This window comes from Prochlorococcus marinus str. MIT 9313 (assembly GCF_000011485.1).
Taxonomy (GTDB): domain Bacteria; phylum Cyanobacteriota; class Cyanobacteriia; order PCC-6307; family Cyanobiaceae; genus Prochlorococcus; species Prochlorococcus marinus_D.
Window position 1 is genome coordinate 2,162,556 of sequence record NC_005071.1, and the last position, 17,269, is coordinate 2,179,824.

Genomic DNA, 17,269 nt, shown 5'->3' on the forward strand with positions numbered 1-17,269 from the left:
AGTCAATCACATCAGCAGCTAGCAGAGTGACGCAATGACAGCACAAGCAATCAATTGAGCAACGAGATCAAGCCTTGCAAGCCCAATGTAAGAGTTTGCACTTGAGATGATTTAAAGAATCTTTCTGAGCTGGCCAGCACTATTGCTTTGCCGCAGTGCTGGCCAGCTCAAGGTTATGATTAAATAAGTTGGGTCCAATGAAGCGCCAAGAGCAAATAATCACTCGAGAAACTCTGCACACCTGCAAGCTCTATCTCCATATCGCTATTTTGATCTTTATCTGTATTGATCTGTAAACTACCTGCATCAAACCTCACCTCTACTGGAGATCCGCTGAACTCAGCCGAACCAATAAATTTAATCGCAGTCTGAATATTTGAGAGATCAATACGATCTCCCTCCTCGTCATTGAAGTCTGTAATCACATCACGTTTCCCGCCTGGTCGAGAATCATCATCACTATTAAACTGAAAGGTATCTGCACCCTCACCACCAACCAAAAAATCACTTCACGAACCGCCAATCAATATATCGTCAAACATCAGGCCCATCAGAGTCTGGCTACCATTCCCTGCCGTTAAAGTATCTTCCACATCATTAGATCCTTCAATAACTTCTGCGTCCCAACTATTGGGTACTTTCTGATCTATCCATGACATCGGCAAAAAGGGTGCTTCATAGATTGAAAGGGTGACAGATTCAGGATCATCAGGATTAATCTCCTTGGCTGCCGCATTAAGGAAGTCAACAAACTTGCTGTAGTCCGAAGCACTCAAGCCATCAAAAGTGCCACCAAAGCTATTCAGGTCTTTCATCGAATCGACTGTTTTACCCGGCTTACTAATATTTTGATCAAGCTCTTTAATCGCCTTCGCGATCAAGCTGTCAGAAGGGACACCTTGGATATCTTGGAAACGATTAGTCGTACCAACCCTGGCTTGATTGGTACTTGAAAGGTTCTCGATAGAGAATAACGGAACACCACCTTGAGGCGTATCAGTATCACCATTTCTTTTTGTTAAATCTAAAGGTTGATAATAAATCTCGTCTCAATGTGGAGGGCCCCAACCCTTCGTATCTGGATGGAGTCTTGAAGGTGCACCCCCAGAAGGGTAATCGTGGTCAGAAAACATCCCAGCAAGCAGCTCTGGGAACTCGCGAAAATAACGATACGGTGTATCCACATTATGAGGCGCTAAAACATGCACTGACTTATTATCAAGATCAGGAATTGCAAACTAATTCAAGCTTGTTCCTGCACCCTTGATTTGGCCATTCGGATAATCATTATCAATATTCCCTTGAATGATCTTTCCGGGGTTCTCACCGAGAGCTTCAGTCATAGTTTCTGTAGACAAGAATTGATGCAAGCGAGTATCTCTATCGACGCTAAACTCCATCGCAAAGTCAAACTCATTTGGCTCATATTCCAACTCACCAAACCAGTAATTTTCTGCAAAGGCTTCTATAGACCCACCGCTTGACTCAGCCCAAGCTTCGGTTCGATAATTAACAAAGCCATAGCTATAATGGCCTGCAAACCCTTGTTGACTTGCGTCTTGATCAGTGAATCTTACACTTTCTGGCATATATCGATTCCATAGCCACTTCGTGTAGCCAATTCCAACTGGCTGGCCATTCACTCCCCCATATGGCGTGGCATCTTGATAGGCACCACCACCCTCATGATCAAATTCCATATTAGTAATCTTCTTTGCACCGGCAGCATTGTTGATTGCTTGGATGAGTTCAAAACTTTGGCGCATATTATCCTTCGGATGACCAGCTGTTCCATCGCCAATACTTGCATTACCAGCTGTATTGCTTGGATCGCTTTTCCAGGGATCCGTAGGATTCACAGTGGTTACAACACCAGCTTCAACCTCACTAGGCAGCTTATCCAACCAATAAGTAACAATCCAAGGAGTGATCTCGCCTGTCCCTTTATCTTTTCTCATGCCCGAAGGCGGGTTTGGGTTTAAATAGTTATACGTTCCATTACCAGCTGCGTCATCCGTATAATCGTTGATATGAAAATAGGAGGTCTTGATCTTGCTATTGTTCACGAAATTTAGCAGGTTATTGCAATAGTCTTCAAAGGTCTTCTCGCCAACATTATACCAAGGGAAGCCAAAATTAGTCAGTGAAAGCTTCGGCAAAATTGCTGTTGCTTGAGTGGTATCAGTCGAGATCGACATTTGCAGAATTGTGTTCTTTGCAGGTTTTAGCCTTATGAGCCTTTCTTTGCAGTATTTGTTACATCTCATTCATCAATACTCTTCAGGACTACCTCTATGATTAAAAGTTTTGGAATGATCAAGTAAGACCTAAATTCGCATGAGTTCTTATTAGCAGATTCAAGACCAATTCATTACCAAAGAGGCTTCCCTTCGCGAAGGAACCAACAACACTCAAACTGTTGGATCCGCTACCAATAAAATCTTTCGCCATCAACCCATCACAATCCAAATCAAAACCATTGTGGTGGTCTTGCCTAGCAACCACAATCACAGTCATGAATCCAGAAAACTGGTTATTGCTGCGCCGCGTGGTGCGTTTTGGCGATACTGATGCCGCCGGCGTGATGCATTTCCATCAGCTATTCCGCTGGTGCCATGAGTCATGGGAAGAAAGCCTTGAAAGCTACGGACTAAACCCCGCAGACATCTTTCCTGGCAGCCGCAAGTCTGAAGTCACACCGGAAGTGGCCTTGCCGATCATCCATTGTCAAGCAGATTTCCGCAGGCCGATCCACACCGGAGACGCATTGGCTATGGAGCTACGCCCAGAGCGACTCAATCCAAACAGCTTCCAAGTTCACTTCGAATTCCGCTGCGAAGAGCAAATCGCTGCCCACGCTCTCATCCGCCATCTAGCGATCAACGCCCAGACACGTCATCGCTGTGCACTACCAGAAGGCATTGATCGCTGGCTGGAGGCTTCCGGTGTGGGGAAGATTGGCTCAATCTGACCCACGCCAACGCCCCCAACTGCAGCGGTAAAAAACTTGCCATCAATGCAAAAGGATGAAAGGCATCCTGTGGCATAGACGCGAAGATACTACAACTCATCAGGGCGGATCCTGCAAGCATCAGTCGTTGCAATATGCGCATTGAACTAACACTCATCAGAACCACTCCTTATCACCATCAAGATAAATCTCTTTAAATTCTTGCGGTGTTTGTGTTAAATAAATAATGCCCTCAATTAAACCTATAACTTGCATGACTGCATATGCAATCCCACAAGTAATAGAGCCTCCCGCAAGCGAAACCACCAACATAATCATCGCCGGATTATTCTTGCCTAAGACAAATTTATGAATCCCTAAAGCGCCAAGAAAGATCCCTAGCAAACCCGCGGCTAATTTCTTATTACTAAGCTCAGCATCAGAAAGACTGGCCATAATCAAAACTCTGTACTTTCCGCTTCTAGCAACCGCAACCATTGCTGCCAATAGCCCCGTTGCCATTTTCCATTCGCCATCGGAGCAAGCATTGGACAAAGCCGCCAATGCATCGGCCGATCGGCAGGCGGCCAATCGGCACAGAGATGGCGTAGTTGCTTGATCAAATCCTCTCCATTCGCCCCAGCAGCAGGACGCACAAGCGCCACCAAGCGTTGCCCCCATTCCCTGTCTTCAACAGCAAGCAGCAACACAGCCTCAACAGGCAAACCAACCGCCGCCACTTGTAAACGGGCCTCCAACTGTTCAGGGAACACCGTTTCACCACCAGAGTGAATCGCTCCATCCAAGCGGCCAGCAATGCTGAGCCAAACCCGGTTGCTCTCAGTGATCAAGCAACCAGCATCTCCAGAGGTCCACCAACCTTGCTGATCGCGAACATCCTCCAAGCCCTCACCCAACCAGCGCGCCAACGCCAACCGCGCCGTTCGAACTTGCAACGCGCCTGCTTGCGTCAACTGCAGCTCCACATCTTCAAGCGGTGATCCACAGCCCGTCGCACCCGCCAGGAAATCCTCAGGAGCAAGCGCTGTCACCATCGCCGCTGTCTCAGTTGCTCCATAGCAGGGTGCCAAGCGCAAGCCTTCGGCCCGTGCCGCTTTCATCAACCCTGGCGAAAGCACTGCTCCACCAACCCAAATCACAGCACAAGCCTTCAACACACGCACACCAGCGTTATGCGTCAACAACCGCTGCAGTTGTGTTGGCACCAAAGACATCAAGACCAGTTGCTCTCCCCATCCCGGCAACGAGCCACACAACTGCTCTAAAGCGTCTGGATCCCTCATCAAGCCAGGCTGTAGCCATGTATGCCCAATACGCCAACAACGACTACGCCACCAAGACATCAAGCCACTAACGTGATGCAACGGTAAAGGATTAAGCACCATGCATTGCTGCAGGTCGTAACCCTGCTGCTGAAGCCATTGACCTGTAGCCGAAGCTGATAAGTCGAGATGGCTACAAGGCTGCAAACAGTGCTGCTGTCCGCCGGAGGTGCCTCCACTTGCGACCACCACACCAGGACCATCAGGCAAAAGAGCCCTAGGGATCAAACCGCTAGTTCCAAGAGGCGGCAGCAGTTGCACCCAATCGCCTTGCTCCAAGGCCTGAGCGAGCTGCAAGGCCCTTTGCTCAGCCTGAGCGGGATTGCAACGCAGGGCAACCAACTCCCTCATGCCGCCGCCCAGACCACTTCGGGATCAGCGCTAAATAAAGGTCCATCAGGGCACCAACCCGGGGCCAGGCCAGGAGCCACTGGTGTAGGGCCCTGATGCTGCAAAGCAGCGAGATGGTGCAGCCAACGCCGACCAATGCCGGTTTCAAAGGCCGTGCTCAACATCCGGTAGCCAACACCCTCCTGCAGCCCCCTCAGCAGAGGTCTGGGATCACCGTCTAAAAGCGGACGCCGCACCTGCCAGCCAGACCATGACTCTCGCAGTGATGGATCAAGCACAAGCGACTCATCAAGAGCCACGGGAACCTGTTGCGCCAAAGCTCTTAACCCCTCAAGATCACCAGCAGGCAAAGGTTGTTCCAACCATTCCAGCCTCGGATCCTGCAGACATCGCTCCACCCACCAGCTGACCACACTGCGATCCCAACCGCCATTGCCATCAAGCCTGAAACGCGCATGCTCTGGCAGCCGCTCCAACAATTGCAACAAGAGGCGCCGCTCCAGTGCATCTGGAGCGACCGCCACCTTCCACTTCACAGTGAAGGGATCAGCTGCTGAGGGAACCCTCTCAAGCATGGAATCCAAAGCCTTCAAAAGAGGCTGCCCCGCCGGCAACAACACAGCCGAGGCAGGCGCCGCAAGCCAACCGCCTGCTGCCACAGACCCCACGAGGCCATCCAATTCCGCCAGAGCTGCACCCACGCCAAAAGCCAAAGGCGCAGGCCAAAACGCCATTCCATCCTCCAACTCCAAACGCGTTGGGGCCAAGCGCAGCTGGACCAAACAATCTCCGCAGGCCTTTAAACCAGCCACATCCATCGGAGCCACCTCCCCCCAACCACAACGACCCGCGCAATCCTCCAATCTCAGCAACCAACCCTGACGTTCTTCAACAACCCCCTGAGCCGTCTGCAACACCCGACTCAAACGAAATGAAAACGGTTTGCACTGAAACTTGAGAGCCATCAACTCAACCTGCGCTAGATAGCGCAAAGCCCAAGCAAGGCGCTAGCGCTAGGCCCAAGCTCAACCCCAAGCCATTGAGCGCCTGAAAGCGCAATGCCAAAAACTTGCTGCCACGAATCTTCTCTGGCTGATCATGGTGATGGCGAAGCAAACGGACCAGCGCTGCTCCTGCAGGCAATCCCAAACCACCAAGCAGAGCTGTCAGCGGCCAATCTCCCTGCAGCACAGGGATCCACTCCAGAGCAAACACAAGCGAAAGAATCCAGGGCACCAAAGCCGCCGCACGAGCTGTGCCCAAGCGCACCACAGGCGATCGTTTGCCAAAAGCCGCATCCTCAGCGACTTGATGAAAATGAGAGCAAAAGAGCACCAAGGTTGTCGCTAAGGCCGGACCACTCCCCAGGGTGAACGCCGTTGCCCATGGAATCACTGATCCATCACCGTTGAGCGGTGCTAACGCCAACAAGGCAGCGGCAGTAGCGAAAGGGCCAAAAGCCAACCAACACAGCGGCTCACCGAGGCCTATGTAGCCCCAGCGAAAGGGCGGCCCCTGGTAGAGATATCCCAAACCACAACTCACCAGCACCAAAAAGAGCACAGCAGCACTACTGCGCAAAGCCAACAGCAACATCAACAACAAGCCCAGCACGAGCGCTAAGTGAGCAAAGCGGCGCACAGGTCTCCGCTGACCCAGCAGCGCAACCACCGAATGCAACTTGGTGAAGCTGTCCACGCCGGTATCTGCATCAAAGAGGTCGTTGCTGAGGTTTTCCCAAAGCAAAAGCAGCACAGCAGCAACCAAAAAGCCAAGCAGTTGATCAAGACGCACTGCTTCGCCGGCCCCCACCCGCCAACCAGCCGCCAGCAACGCCGGCATCACTGCCACGGAGTACATCGGCCACTTGATCGCGGCTTTCCAAAGAGCTCGCCTTGTAGAGGCCTTGGCGTAAAGGGATGCAACATCCTGCTGGTCTGGCATGGGAAAGAAGCCTGGAAACCAGGGAAAGGCCCATACATTTGAGCAGGACCCGCGCTCAACTCCGATCCCGGATGAAAGCTGACCGTAGTTTCAGCAACCTTTTAACTGCCGCATCCCGGGGCTGGTGCGAGCGCAAGGGCGATGAAGGTGTCCTCAGCCTGGCCCTGCCTCTCGACGAGGTGGATCCCCTGTGCCACCTGCCCTTACTAGCCGATGAGCATCCCTTCCAGTTTCTCTGGGATAGTGCACCAGGCCTTTGCTTTGCAGCAGCTGGTCAGTGCCAAAGCCTTGATCTTGCAGGCCCCAGACGCTTTGAGCTAGCCCAACGATTCAGCGATACAACCCTGGCACGCCTCACAGACGCGACGCCCAACACCCCTGCCCAGGCTCGAGCCAAAATCCTGCTGGCCTTTTCCTTTTTCGACCATCCCGCAGAACGACAACGCAGCCAGATCCACACCAGTGCAGTTCAAGCGGTACTGCCACGCTGGCAACTCAGCCGCCAGGGTCGACACGGTTGGCTGCGTCTCAATGGCGTAATCACCCAGCAAGCAGAAGCGCGCGACCTAGCAGAACAGCTTTGGCTGATGGCGGAAAACCTGCTCGACCCCAATCACAATTCAAAAGATTTCTGGCCCAGCAGCGTCCGCGGCACCACGGCACTCCAGCCCTGGCAGGAGTGTTACAGACCAGCTCTCAAACGCGGACTGGATTTAGTGAGCAGCGGTGAGCTCAACAAATTGGTGCTGGCTGTGCGCCAATCCATTCAGCTCCAAGCACCCTTAAACCCGCTGCCAGTACTGGCCAAGCTACGTCAACAACAATCAGGTAGCTGCCGCTTCTTATGGCGAAGAACTCACGAGGATGCCTTCTTTGGAGCTTCGCCTGAACGACTACTCAGCCTGCAAGGGAATCAGCTACGCACCGACGCTCTAGCCGGCACTGCTGATCGCAATGACGATGGACAGGGCCTACTCCGCTCGGAAAAGGACCGTCGCGAGCATGAACTTGTCGTTGCCTCAATTACCAGTCAGCTGTGCAATCAAGGACTGACACCACGGCGACCACGGAACCCCCAGCTCGCTCGTCATGGCCAACTGGTGCATCTGCATACACCGATTACAGCCAATGCCATGGGTCACACATCCCTCAATCTCGCCAAAATTCTCCATCCAACTCCGGCGGTCGCGGGTCTGCCTTGCCGAGAGGCGATGGCCTGGCTGCGCACATTGGAACCTTTTGAACGTGGCAGCTATGCGGCGCCGATTGGCTGGATCGACAGCCAAGGCGACACGGAACTGCGCGTAGCCATCCGTTGTGGCCACGCCAGAGGTTCAGTGCTTGATCTCACTGCTGGAGCTGGTTTGGTCCGAGGGTCTGTGGTCGAACGCGAATTACAAGAAGTTGGCATGAAGCTGTCTGTACTGGCCGACCAACTCGATCTGGATGCCAAGGATCACCCAAGACTGACCAGCAAACGCGCAATCACTTGATCAGCCAGGGGAACCCCCTTGAGGCGCTCAACCTCTCTAATGCCAGTAGGACTGGTGACATTGATCTCACTCAGCAGGCCATCAATCACATCAATTCCCACAAAAAACAAACCCTGCTCTCTCAAAACGGGTGCCAATTCTGCACAGATCTGCAATTCACGACTGTCGAGCTCTGTGGGTTCCGGGCGACCACCCATGGCAAGGTTGCTACGAAAATCTCCAGCCTTAGGACGACGGTTCACGGCACCAAGAGGCTCTCCATCCACCAACAGGATGCGCTTGTCTCCTTCAATGACAGCCGGCAAAAACCGCTGAACCATCACCGGTAGCTGCTCCTGATCCGTGACCAACTCCAGCAAGGCCTCAAGTCCGGGAGCGGCCCCAGCGACTCGCACCAGCCCCTGACCAGCTCGACCCCCTAAAGGTTTGAGCACCACCTCTTCTTGCTCACGGGCAAAGGCAGCAAGCTCACTGACCCGACTGGCCACAAGCGTGGGAGCCATCAGGTTGTTGAAGCGCAGCGCACCGAGCTTTTCATTCCAGGCCCGCAGCGCCGCTGGCCTATTGAGCACGCACACACCAGCCCGCTCTGCCAGCTCGAGCAAATGGGTGGCATAGAGATAGCCCTCATCGACCGGGGGATCCTTACGCATCCAGATGCAGGCGAAGTCCGTTAGAGGAAGGCTGCGGGGCTCACCGGTGCTAATCCAAGGCTCAGCTACCACAGGGACGGCAATCGCAGAGAGCTGATCTCCACGAGCCTGAAGATCAGCGGGAGTACAAGCCCAAACCTCAATTGATGCCCGTTGGGCCGCCTGCATCAACGCAGCTGAGGAATCCTTGGCAGGTTGAATGCACTGCAGGGGATCCAAGACGAACAGCTGTCGCATGGCTTCAGACCTTGCCTTGGAGCAAACCATCAAGTTTTTGAGCCCCCTCAAGGGCATGCAACTCATCGCAGCCACCAATGCTCAGATCATCGATAAAGATCTGGGGCAACGTGTTTTTTCCCCCAGCCCGGCTCGCCATCACTGCGCGGGCTGCCTGGTCGCCATCGATGGCGTGCTCCTGGTAACTCACCCCTTTGCGATCCAAGAGAGCCTTGGCACGCAGGCAGAATGGGCATGACTGCCAGGTATAGATCTCAACCTTGGCCATGGCACTGTGATCACGTCACTGAGATCCTATGCAGGCTGGCCCCGCTGATAGCGTCAGATCTCTGGACTCAAGCACCAACGTTGCTGGACCTCACCGACTTCAAACGCGATCTTTCTGAGCTCACCGACCGCCTGGGCCAAGCCCAGGACTGTCTTTGACGTTCCTGCTCTAAACGCTCGCCAACAAGATCTCGAGCAACTCGCTGCTCAACCAGATTTCTGGAACGACCAGCAAAACGCCCAGAAGCAGATGCGTCAGCTGGACGAAGTTAAAGCCCAGCTAACGCAAATCACGCTCTGGCGTAGTGCCGTCAATGATGCCCAGGCAACCTTAGAGCTCTACGACCTAGAGCCAGACGACGAGATGCTCAGCGAAGCCCAATCGGGGCTGAAACAGCTGCGCCAAGGGCTTGATCGCTGGGAGCTCGAACGACTACTTAGCGGCGAGTACGACAAGGAAGGCGCCGTGCTCTCAATTAACGCTGGAGCTGGTGGCACAGATGCTCAAGACTGGGCTCAGATGCTGCTCAGGATGTACACCCGCTGGGCAGAGGATCACGACATGACCGTGACCGTGGACGAGCTTTCCGAAGGGGAAGAGGCAGGAATTAAAAGCGCCACGGTAGAGATTGAAGGCCGCTATGCCTACGGCTATCTGCGTAATGAAAAGGGCACCCACCGCTTGGTGAGAATCTCTCCTTTCAACGCCAATGGCAAGCGCCAAACAAGCTTTGCAGGCGTGGAGATCATGCCAAAAATCGATCAGGAAGTAGAGCTCGATATCCCCGAGAAAGATCTAGAAGTCACCACCAGCCGCTCCGGTGGCGCCGGGGGCCAAAACGTCAACAAGGTGGAGACAGCCGTACGCATTCTTCATATCCCAACAGGATTAGCGGTGCGCTGTACGCAAGAGCGCTCACAACTACAAAACAAAGAAAAGGCATTGGCTCTACTGAAAGCCAAGCTGATGGTGATCGCCCAGGAGCAGCGTGCTGCCGAGATCGCTGACATCCGCGGCGATATCGTTGAAGCTGCCTGGGGCAATCAGATCCGCAACTATGTCTTCCATCCCTACCAAATGGTGAAAGACCTGCGCACAGCAGAAGAAACCACAGACGTGCAAGCGGTGATGAATGGTGATTTAGACCGATTCATTCAGACCCTGCTGCGTCAGGGTGTCGATCGTCCAGGCAGTGATATGGATCAATAAATCAGACATGCAATGACGACAGATCCAAGCTCCAAGGAGCCTCCATCACAAGCAACACCACCGCCAAGCTTCGTAAAACTGGCGATGCGCAACATGGTGCGCAAAGGTGGACAGAGCCTGTGGCACTTCGGCCTCACCGCCTTTGGCGTTGTGGGGTTCATCTTGATGATTGCCTGGCTCGGCAGGCCCACACTTCCCCATTGATGCGCGCATGAGCGCACTGCAAACCTCTCCGATCAACCTCGACCTCGATCTGGCCTTTCATCCCGCCAACGATGATGCTTTGACGAGCTTGGTTGATGCAGACACAAAGCGCCGCCTCACTCACGCAAGTCCCTGGCAGCAAGACCTCACAGCCTGGATTGAAAGCGTCCGTCGTGACCCAACCCTGACCTGTCCTGAGATTGTGCGCCTCAGCCCGATGCTCAGCCTGGGCCTTCAACTCACGGATGACGCCACCATCACTGAACTGAATCACTCTTGGCGCCAACGATCTGAATCGACTGACGTCCTCTCCTTCCCAGCACTGGATAACAGCCTCGTCCTACCAACAGACACTTGCGTCGAACTGGGCGACATTGTCGTCTCAGTGCAAACAGCACAACGCCAAGCCAAACAACACAGCCATGAACTTGGCCTAGAACTCCGCTGGTTGGTAAGCCATGGCCTCCTGCATCTACTGGGCTGGGACCACCCAACAGATCAGAGCCTGAAAACGATGCTGAGCTACCAGGAGCAACTTCTCAGCATCAACGGTAAGGTTCATCACCACTAGTGATGCAATCCAAGAGATCACTACATGCTCCCTCAGACCAACAATTTGTTGTCCGAAGAGATCACCCCACTATCCAGCCAAGGGCATCAAGCTGCCCGGCGGGGCGCCTGGCGAATTGCCGCAGACCTACCAAGCAGCTTTCGCTACGCAGCCCAAGGTCTGGCCTATGGCATCGTCAGTCAGCGCAACTTCCGCATCCATGTCGTAATCGGTGCCGTCGTTTTCGGTCTGGGGCTCTGGCTGCAACTGAATCTCAACGATCTAGCCGTCTTGGTTCTCACTGTGGCGGCAGTACTTGTCTTGGAGTTGCTCAATACATCCATCGAAGCTGTGGTGGACCTAGCAATCGGTCGCCGCTTTCACCCCCTTGCCCGCATCGCCAAAGACACTGCTGCTGCTGCTGTGATGGTTGCCGCCATTAGCTCTCTACTGATTGCCCTGCTGCTGCTGCTCCCTCCTCTACTGATCCGCCTTGGGCTCTGACGCCCTGCAGCCCCATGCTCCTAATTATCGACAACTACGACAGCTTCACCTTCAACCTGGTGCAGTATTTAGGGGAACTGGCCGCAAAGCATCCTGTCGCTGCTGATCTACGGGTTGAGCGCAACGATGCTCTCTGCCTCAGCCAAATCAGGGAGCTACACCCCGCCGCCATCCTGCTCTCACCTGGTCCGGGCAATCCTGATCAATCCGGAGTTTGCCTGGAGGTGCTGACCGAGCTGGCTCCCACAATCCCCACCCTCGGGGTGTGCTTGGGGCATCAAGCCCTAGCTCAAGCCTACGGAGGCAAGGTGGTGCAAGCTGATGAACTGATGCATGGCAAAACCTCGCCTGTGCTGCACAACGGCGAAGGGCTGTTTAAAGGCTTACCCCTACCACTCACTGCTACCAGATATCACAGCCTGATTGCCGAGCGAGAGAGCCTGCCGGACTGCCTAGAAGTCACCGCATGGCTAGAGGACGGCACAATCATGGGCCTACGTCATCGAACACACCCCCATCTACAAGGAGTGCAGTTCCATCCCGAAAGTGTGCTCACAGAAGCAGGCCATCAACTGCTTACCAACTTTTTGCGTCTGACTGAAGCCAGCGAAAAGCACTGCTAACTTCCAAAACACTCCCGCTTCCACTCATGCCTTCCCTCTTCAAGGTTCTGAGCACCCGTAGCCTTTCTGCAGCTTCAGCTGTGGGTTTAGTACTGTCCTCAGCCTCCTCGGCCATTGCCGGCGGAGTCACGATTACGAGTTACGGCCACAGTGCTCTACTGATCCAAGGCGGTGGGCAATCGGTGTTGCTCAACCCATTCAAGGCCGTGGGCTGCGCTGCAGGCCTGCGCGAGCCCCGGGTGAATGCCACTGTGATCCTTGCCAGCTCTGAGCTTGCTGATGAAGGAGCTCAAGTCGCTAGTGGTCGCTTCCTCGTGCAACCAGGTTCATACCGCATTGGCGGCTTAAACCTAGAGGGATTTGCGGCTCCCCATGACCGCCTGGGCGGTCGCCGTTTCGGCCAAGCCACCCTCTGGCGCTGGCAACAAGGCGGCCTGCAATTTGCTCACCTTGGCGGCAGCGCTGCCTCTTTATCGGGAGAAGACAAAGTTCTGCTTGGACGTCCCGACGTCTTGATCATCGGCGTAGGGGGTGGCGCCAAGGTCTATGACGGCGCTGAAGCAGCACAAGTCGTCAATGCACTCAATCCACGCCGAGTCATCCCAGTGCAATACGTGAGTGGTGCAGCGCCAAGCGACTGTGATCAAACAGGGGTGCAACCATTCCTTGATGCGATGGCAGGTACACCGGTCAAGCAAACAGGAACGACCATCAGCCTGCCGAGCGATCTGGGTGATGGACCCGTCATTGAGGTGATGCGCTAACAGCGCATCCATAGCCTGAGTGAGTCGATCAGCATGTCTTGCCGATCACTCAGGCTGCAAGAGACTCAACAGTGGCAAAGGCTTGCCAAAATTGCTGCATTTGCTCAATCGTGCCGATGCTGACCCGCAAGGATCCATCAATCAGCGGTTTGCCAGTCATCAGCCGAACCAAGATGCCTCGCTTGCGTAAGGCTGCTTCCACCTCTGTTGGTTGCTGCTGCGGCCAGATCAACAGGTAATTCCCTCCATCAAGGTGGTAAGGCACACCAGAAGCATCAAGACGAGCGCTAATCCAATCACGCGCCTTCAACACATCAGCCACGTAGGCATCCACGTAAGCCTGATCATCAAGAGCCGCGAAAGCTGCTGTTACCGCAAAGCTATTGATGTCATAAGGCCCAGTCACACGACTGACGCGATCGATCACATCAGCAGAGCCGATCGCAAACCCCATGCGCAGACCAGCCAAACCTGCGGTTTTGGCCAGCGAACGCAACACCAACAGATTCGGGGTAACACTGAAATCTGCTTGCGGCAAAACGCTATCGCCCGTGAACGCCTCATAAAGCTCATCGACTACCACCAACGTTTCAGGCGCTGCAACAGCCAGCTCAAGGATCTGCTCAGGCGCCAAGCGCGTGCCTGTGGGGTTGTTGGGATTGCAGAGCAACAGCAGCCTCGGCCGCTTCTGCTGCAAAAGCGTGCGGATCACCTGCAGAGGGAAGCGAAAATCGCTGCCTTCATAGGGAATTGCCAGAATCTTCATCCCCTGCATCTGGGCGCAGGGCGTGTAGTAGCCAAAGGTAGGGCTCGTTGTCAGTAAGCGATCACCACGATCGCCATAGGCATGAAAGATGGCGTGAATCGCTGCATCAACGCCGTTAAATAAGCCAATCTGACTAGGGCTGAGTGGCTGGGTCAGCCCTGGTCGGCCCTGATCACGATTGCTCAAATTGGCCACCACCGCTTCTCGCAACCCGTCGTACTCCGGATAAACGGCGATCTGATCAGCAGGAATCGCTCGCAACGCCTCGAGTACACGAGGGCTAGGGCCGATCGTATTCTCATTAAAATCAAGACGCAGCAATCCACGGCGTCCCTCAAGCGGAGCGCTATAGGCCTTCAGACACTCCACTTCCACCCGAGGAGCGGGGGCACCAGAACTCATTCGTGCAGGTGAAGACCCCATCACATCCGCTCCAGCGTGGGAATACCCAACAACGACAGCCCTAGTTTTAGGGTATCTGCCGTGAGCCGGCAGAGTGCAAGGCGACAGCTACGAGAAGGTTGCTCAGCCTTCAACACCGGCACCTGATCGTAAAAGCGATTAAACACCTGGCTGAGCTCAAACAGATAGGTGCAGAGACGATTGGGTAACAACTCCTCCTCAACTTCGGCGATCACTGCATCAAACTTAAGTAACTCACGCACTAAAGCCCATTCCTGCGTTTCACTGAACTGAAGCTCAGCCGTAGTGACATCAAGATCGCCCCCCTTGCGCGCAATACCGGCGATACGAACAACGGCATAAAGCAGATAGGGAGCTGTATTGCCCTGCAGAGCAAGCATGCGATCAAAACTGAACTGGTAGTTGGTGATTCGGTTCTGGCTGAGATCGGCATACTTCACTGCTGCCAGCCCCACCGTGGTGGCCACCTGCTCAATAAAAGATTCATCTTCATCCCGGCCCTCCTCCTGCAGCCGACGGCGCAGATCAGACTCAGCGCGCTCAACAGCCTCATCGAGTAACTCGCGCAGACGAACAGTGTCACCAGCACGCGTTTTGAGCTTCTTGCCATCTTCCCCCTGAACCAGGCCAAAAGGCACGTGCTGGAGACGACCAGCATCAGGGATCCAACCTGCGCGCTGAGCAACCTGAAAGACGCCAGCGAAATGATTGGCCTGGCCAGCATCGGTCACGTAAATCACACGCCGAGCGCCATCACCTTGGGGAGGAGCAGCAAAGCGATAGCGCATGGCTGCCAGATCGGTGGTGGCGTAATTGAAGCCACCATCACTCTTCTGAACAATCACAGGCAGAGGTTTGCCGTCCTTACCCGTAACACCCTCAAGAAAAACACACTGAGCGCCGTCATCGCTAACGAGCAAACCGGAGACATTGAGATCCTCAACGACGCTCTCTAGATAGGCATTGTAAAACGATTCGCCGCGCTCGTTGAGACGAACATCAAGCCGATCGTAGATCTTTTGAAATTCACGGCGCGACTGATCACATAGCAAACTCCAAGCCTTCAAGGAAATAGGATCACCCCCTTGCAATTTCACCACCTCCTCACGGGAGGTGGTCTGAAAAGCCTCGTCATCATCAAAGCGTTGCTTCGCCTGGCGATAAAACACCACAAGATCGCCAAGATCAACAGCATCAGCTGTTTCAAGAGCCTCTGGTGCCACTTGCTTCAAGTGGGTAATCAACATCCCAAACTGCGTACCCCAATCGCCTACATGGTTAAGACGCAGCACGGGGTGTCCACGAAACTCCAACACCCGAGCGAGGGAATCGCCAATGATCGTGGAACGCAAGTGCCCCACATGCATCTCCTTGGCGATGTTGGGGCTGGAGAAATCCACCACCACTGGAGTGGGCTGTTGCCCATCGTTATCGCCCTCCACCAGCGGCACGCCCAAACGAGCATCAGCCAGCCTTGCCTGCACTTCAGCAGCCAGGCATTCGGGCCGGACGGTGAGATTAATGAAACCAGGCCCAGCAATTTCTGGCGTCAAGCAAATGGCCGTGAATGCCGTATCGACCATCAGCTGGTCGACAATCGCTGCAGCAATTTGACGCGGAGGCTGCTTGAGCGGCTTAGCGAGGGGTAAGGCAGCATTGGCCTGAAAATCACCAAATTCAGGCTTGCTGGCTGGGGCCAATTGTGGATCCAAGCCAGTGCCACTCTCACGTGCGGAGGCTGCGGCTTCAGGGAAGGCACGGTCGATCGCCGCCCGCAGTTGACTCTCCAGAGCGTGAGCAAGGCTGAGCATGAACTCCGAGGCGAAATGGGCCTGCAATCACCCTGATCATCACTGACCACGATGCCGGCAACCAGCAAGCCTGCTTCAGCACTCTTCTCAAGCGATCACCATTAACAATGAGGGCTGATCTTTTAAAAGGTGAAAGAGCAGCAGGAAGAGCTTGCCTAGCTCAACCTGAGAGCTTTCTTCTCCGTCTAGGTTTTCGGCTCAATAGGCGGCTCAATAAAAGCTGGATCAGCAGAGCCAATGCACTGATTGATCCTTTCGTTATTCGTTCTCTTCATCAGCTCTTGGTTGTTCCCTTGCTGATGATTCTGCTCTGATGCCGTCAGCACATGGCTCGGACGACCTACTGCCGACAACTGGGTACTACGCATGGCTCGAGCCAAACGCTTACTGCCGGCTGGCTGCAGTTTTCATATCACGCTGCGCTGCAATAGCAGGCAGTTCTTGATTGCAAAAGCCCTTAGGCGAGATGTGCTGCTAGCTGTGCTTGCTAAAGCCAAGCAGAAGGTTCCTCATCGCTTGTATGCGGTGTGCCTGATGGCCAACCACCTGCACTTGCTGCTGCGTCCTGATGATGCAAGTGAGCTGCCGAAATTGATGCATTGGATTGGCTGGTATTCAGCGATGGCACTTAATCGTCTTTCTGGTCGTTGCGGACATTTTTGGGAGGCTAGGTATTACGCCACTGCAATTGCTCCAAAAGATCACAGACGAGTGCTGAATACCTTGCGCTACATCCACGCCAACCCAAAGGCAGCAGGAATCAGAAAAGGGTTTTATGACCCCTATTCCAATTACGGGCATTACGGCAGGTTGGAATGTGATGGCATCAGTGAGTGGCACCCCAGCTTTTTGCAACTGGCATCAAGCCTGAAGGGCTGTTCCAGGCGTTATGAGCGCTTTTGCGAGCGGTATCGCCATCACGCCAAAGCAGGAGCCAAATGCCATTGGGGCTCACGGATCCTGAAGCGATTTGTTCAGAGCAGCAGGAGCAACAGAAGCAAGAGAAAGCGAATATCACCAGGTCAACAGCAACTCCCTTTTGCTTTTGATGTTCGGCTCAATCAAATCCCAGAGGAGTGGCATCAGGTTGCGGTGAGATTTAGCAAGCCGAATGGAATCAGAGATGGAGATCAAACTCTCAGGCTGTGGTGATTAAGTTAGGAATATAAGTAGTTT

General features: G+C 54.0%; 21 protein-coding genes. 9 read left to right on the plus strand and 12 right to left on the minus strand.

Annotation, left to right across the window (positions count from 1 at the left end; genetic code table 11):
- Nucleotides 1-179: 179 nt before the first annotated feature.
- From AKG35_RS10915 to AKG35_RS10925, 3 genes are all read right to left on the minus strand, one after another.
- Nucleotides 180-500 carry a M10 family metallopeptidase C-terminal domain-containing protein gene (locus AKG35_RS10915; protein WP_011131416.1) on the minus strand — a complete coding sequence of 107 codons (321 nt, stop codon included), beginning with the start codon at nt 498-500 and terminating at the stop codon, nt 180-182.
- Between the two features lie 9 nt (nt 501-509).
- A complete protein-coding gene (locus AKG35_RS10920; RefSeq protein ID WP_157859892.1) occupies nt 510-881 on the minus strand; it encodes a hypothetical protein in 372 nt (123 codons plus the stop codon).
- Nucleotides 882-1,238: 357 nt separating this feature from the next.
- Complete coding sequence (locus tag AKG35_RS10925; protein ID WP_041384728.1) at nt 1,239-2,198, minus strand: hypothetical protein; 960 nt, start codon at nt 2,196-2,198, stop codon at nt 1,239-1,241.
- Between the two features lie 317 nt (nt 2,199-2,515).
- Between AKG35_RS10925 and AKG35_RS10935 the strand changes: the two genes are divergently transcribed.
- Nucleotides 2,516-2,971, plus strand: coding sequence for an acyl-CoA thioesterase (locus AKG35_RS10935; protein WP_011131420.1), 456 nt, complete (start codon nt 2,516-2,518; stop codon nt 2,969-2,971).
- A 156-nt stretch (nt 2,972-3,127) separates the two neighbouring features.
- Here the strand turns inward: AKG35_RS10935 and AKG35_RS10940 are convergent, their stop codons facing one another.
- The 4 genes from AKG35_RS10940 to menA are packed head-to-tail and all read right to left on the minus strand — an operon-like array spanning nt 3,128 to nt 6,588.
- Nucleotides 3,128-3,406: a TM2 domain-containing protein gene (locus tag AKG35_RS10940; RefSeq protein WP_041384731.1), complete on the minus strand. Its 279-nt coding sequence runs from the start codon at nt 3,404-3,406 to the stop codon at nt 3,128-3,130.
- 2 nt (nt 3,407-3,408) lie between these two features.
- A complete protein-coding gene (locus AKG35_RS10945; RefSeq protein WP_011131422.1) occupies nt 3,409-4,644 on the minus strand; it encodes an AMP-binding protein in 1,236 nt (411 codons plus the stop codon).
- On the minus strand, nt 4,641-5,609 hold the full coding sequence (locus AKG35_RS10950) for an o-succinylbenzoate synthase (protein WP_011131423.1): 969 nt from the start codon (nt 5,607-5,609) through the stop codon (nt 4,641-4,643). The genes AKG35_RS10945 and AKG35_RS10950 overlap by 4 nt, the downstream gene beginning before the upstream one ends.
- Nucleotides 5,610-5,613: 4 nt before the next feature.
- Nucleotides 5,614-6,588 (minus strand): 2-carboxy-1,4-naphthoquinone phytyltransferase, encoded by a 975-nt coding sequence (menA, locus tag AKG35_RS10955; protein WP_011131424.1) that lies wholly within the window; start codon nt 6,586-6,588, stop codon nt 5,614-5,616.
- Between the two features lie 71 nt (nt 6,589-6,659).
- On the opposite strand from menA, the gene AKG35_RS10960 reads away from it, so the two are divergent.
- Complete coding sequence (locus AKG35_RS10960; protein WP_011131425.1) at nt 6,660-8,081, plus strand: isochorismate synthase; 1,422 nt, start codon at nt 6,660-6,662, stop codon at nt 8,079-8,081.
- Here AKG35_RS10960 and gshB read toward each other — a convergent pair.
- Nucleotides 8,045-8,971 (minus strand): glutathione synthase, encoded by a 927-nt coding sequence (gene gshB / locus AKG35_RS10965; RefSeq protein ID WP_041385256.1) that lies wholly within the window; start codon nt 8,969-8,971, stop codon nt 8,045-8,047. The genes AKG35_RS10960 and gshB overlap by 37 nt on opposite strands.
- 4 nt (nt 8,972-8,975) lie before the next feature.
- Nucleotides 8,976-9,239 (minus strand): glutaredoxin 3, encoded by a 264-nt coding sequence (grxC, locus tag AKG35_RS12510; RefSeq protein ID WP_011131427.1) that lies wholly within the window; start codon nt 9,237-9,239, stop codon nt 8,976-8,978.
- 80 nt (nt 9,240-9,319) lie between these two features.
- On the opposite strand from grxC, the gene prfB reads away from it, so the two are divergent.
- The 6 genes from prfB to AKG35_RS11005 all read left to right on the plus strand — a co-directional run bounded on the left by prfB (nt 9,320) and on the right by AKG35_RS11005 (nt 13,093).
- A protein-coding gene (prfB, locus tag AKG35_RS10980) for a peptide chain release factor 2 (RefSeq protein ID WP_011131428.1) occupies nt 9,320-10,448 on the plus strand; the annotation gives its coding sequence in 2 pieces (ribosomal slippage) (nt 9,320-9,394 and nt 9,396-10,448; 1,128 coding nt in all).
- A 12-nt stretch (nt 10,449-10,460) separates the two neighbouring features.
- Nucleotides 10,461-10,652, plus strand: coding sequence for a DUF3285 domain-containing protein (locus tag AKG35_RS10985; protein ID WP_011131429.1), 192 nt, complete (start codon nt 10,461-10,463; stop codon nt 10,650-10,652).
- Nucleotides 10,653-10,659: 7 nt separating this feature from the next.
- Nucleotides 10,660-11,223, plus strand: coding sequence for an rRNA maturation RNase YbeY (ybeY, locus tag AKG35_RS10990; RefSeq protein WP_011131430.1), 564 nt, complete (start codon nt 10,660-10,662; stop codon nt 11,221-11,223).
- A 24-nt stretch (nt 11,224-11,247) separates the two neighbouring features.
- A complete protein-coding gene (locus AKG35_RS10995) occupies nt 11,248-11,706 on the plus strand; it encodes a diacylglycerol kinase family protein (protein ID WP_011131431.1) in 459 nt (152 codons plus the stop codon).
- Between the two features lie 14 nt (nt 11,707-11,720).
- Nucleotides 11,721-12,329, plus strand: coding sequence for an anthranilate synthase component II (locus tag AKG35_RS11000; protein ID WP_011131432.1), 609 nt, complete (start codon nt 11,721-11,723; stop codon nt 12,327-12,329).
- 26 nt (nt 12,330-12,355) lie between these two features.
- Nucleotides 12,356-13,093, plus strand: a complete 738-nt coding sequence (locus tag AKG35_RS11005; protein WP_011131433.1) for an MBL fold metallo-hydrolase — start codon at nt 12,356-12,358, stop codon at nt 13,091-13,093.
- Between the two features lie 49 nt (nt 13,094-13,142).
- On the opposite strand, the gene AKG35_RS11010 is transcribed toward AKG35_RS11005, so the two are convergent.
- From AKG35_RS11010 to AKG35_RS13085, 3 genes are all read right to left on the minus strand, one after another.
- On the minus strand, nt 13,143-14,282 hold the full coding sequence (locus AKG35_RS11010) for a pyridoxal phosphate-dependent aminotransferase (protein ID WP_011131434.1): 1,140 nt from the start codon (nt 14,280-14,282) through the stop codon (nt 13,143-13,145).
- Nucleotides 14,282-16,093, minus strand: a complete 1,812-nt coding sequence (gene argS, locus AKG35_RS11015) for an arginine--tRNA ligase (protein ID WP_041384735.1) — start codon at nt 16,091-16,093, stop codon at nt 14,282-14,284. The genes AKG35_RS11010 and argS overlap by 1 nt, the downstream gene beginning before the upstream one ends.
- Nucleotides 16,094-16,278: 185 nt before the next feature.
- Nucleotides 16,279-16,461, minus strand: coding sequence for a hypothetical protein (locus AKG35_RS13085; protein WP_157859893.1), 183 nt, complete (start codon nt 16,459-16,461; stop codon nt 16,279-16,281).
- On the opposite strand from AKG35_RS13085, the gene AKG35_RS11025 reads away from it, so the two are divergent.
- Nucleotides 16,460-17,245 carry a transposase gene (locus AKG35_RS11025; RefSeq protein WP_011131436.1) on the plus strand — a complete coding sequence of 262 codons (786 nt, stop codon included), beginning with the start codon at nt 16,460-16,462 and terminating at the stop codon, nt 17,243-17,245. The genes AKG35_RS13085 and AKG35_RS11025 overlap by 2 nt on opposite strands.
- Nucleotides 17,246-17,269 lie beyond the last annotated feature (24 nt).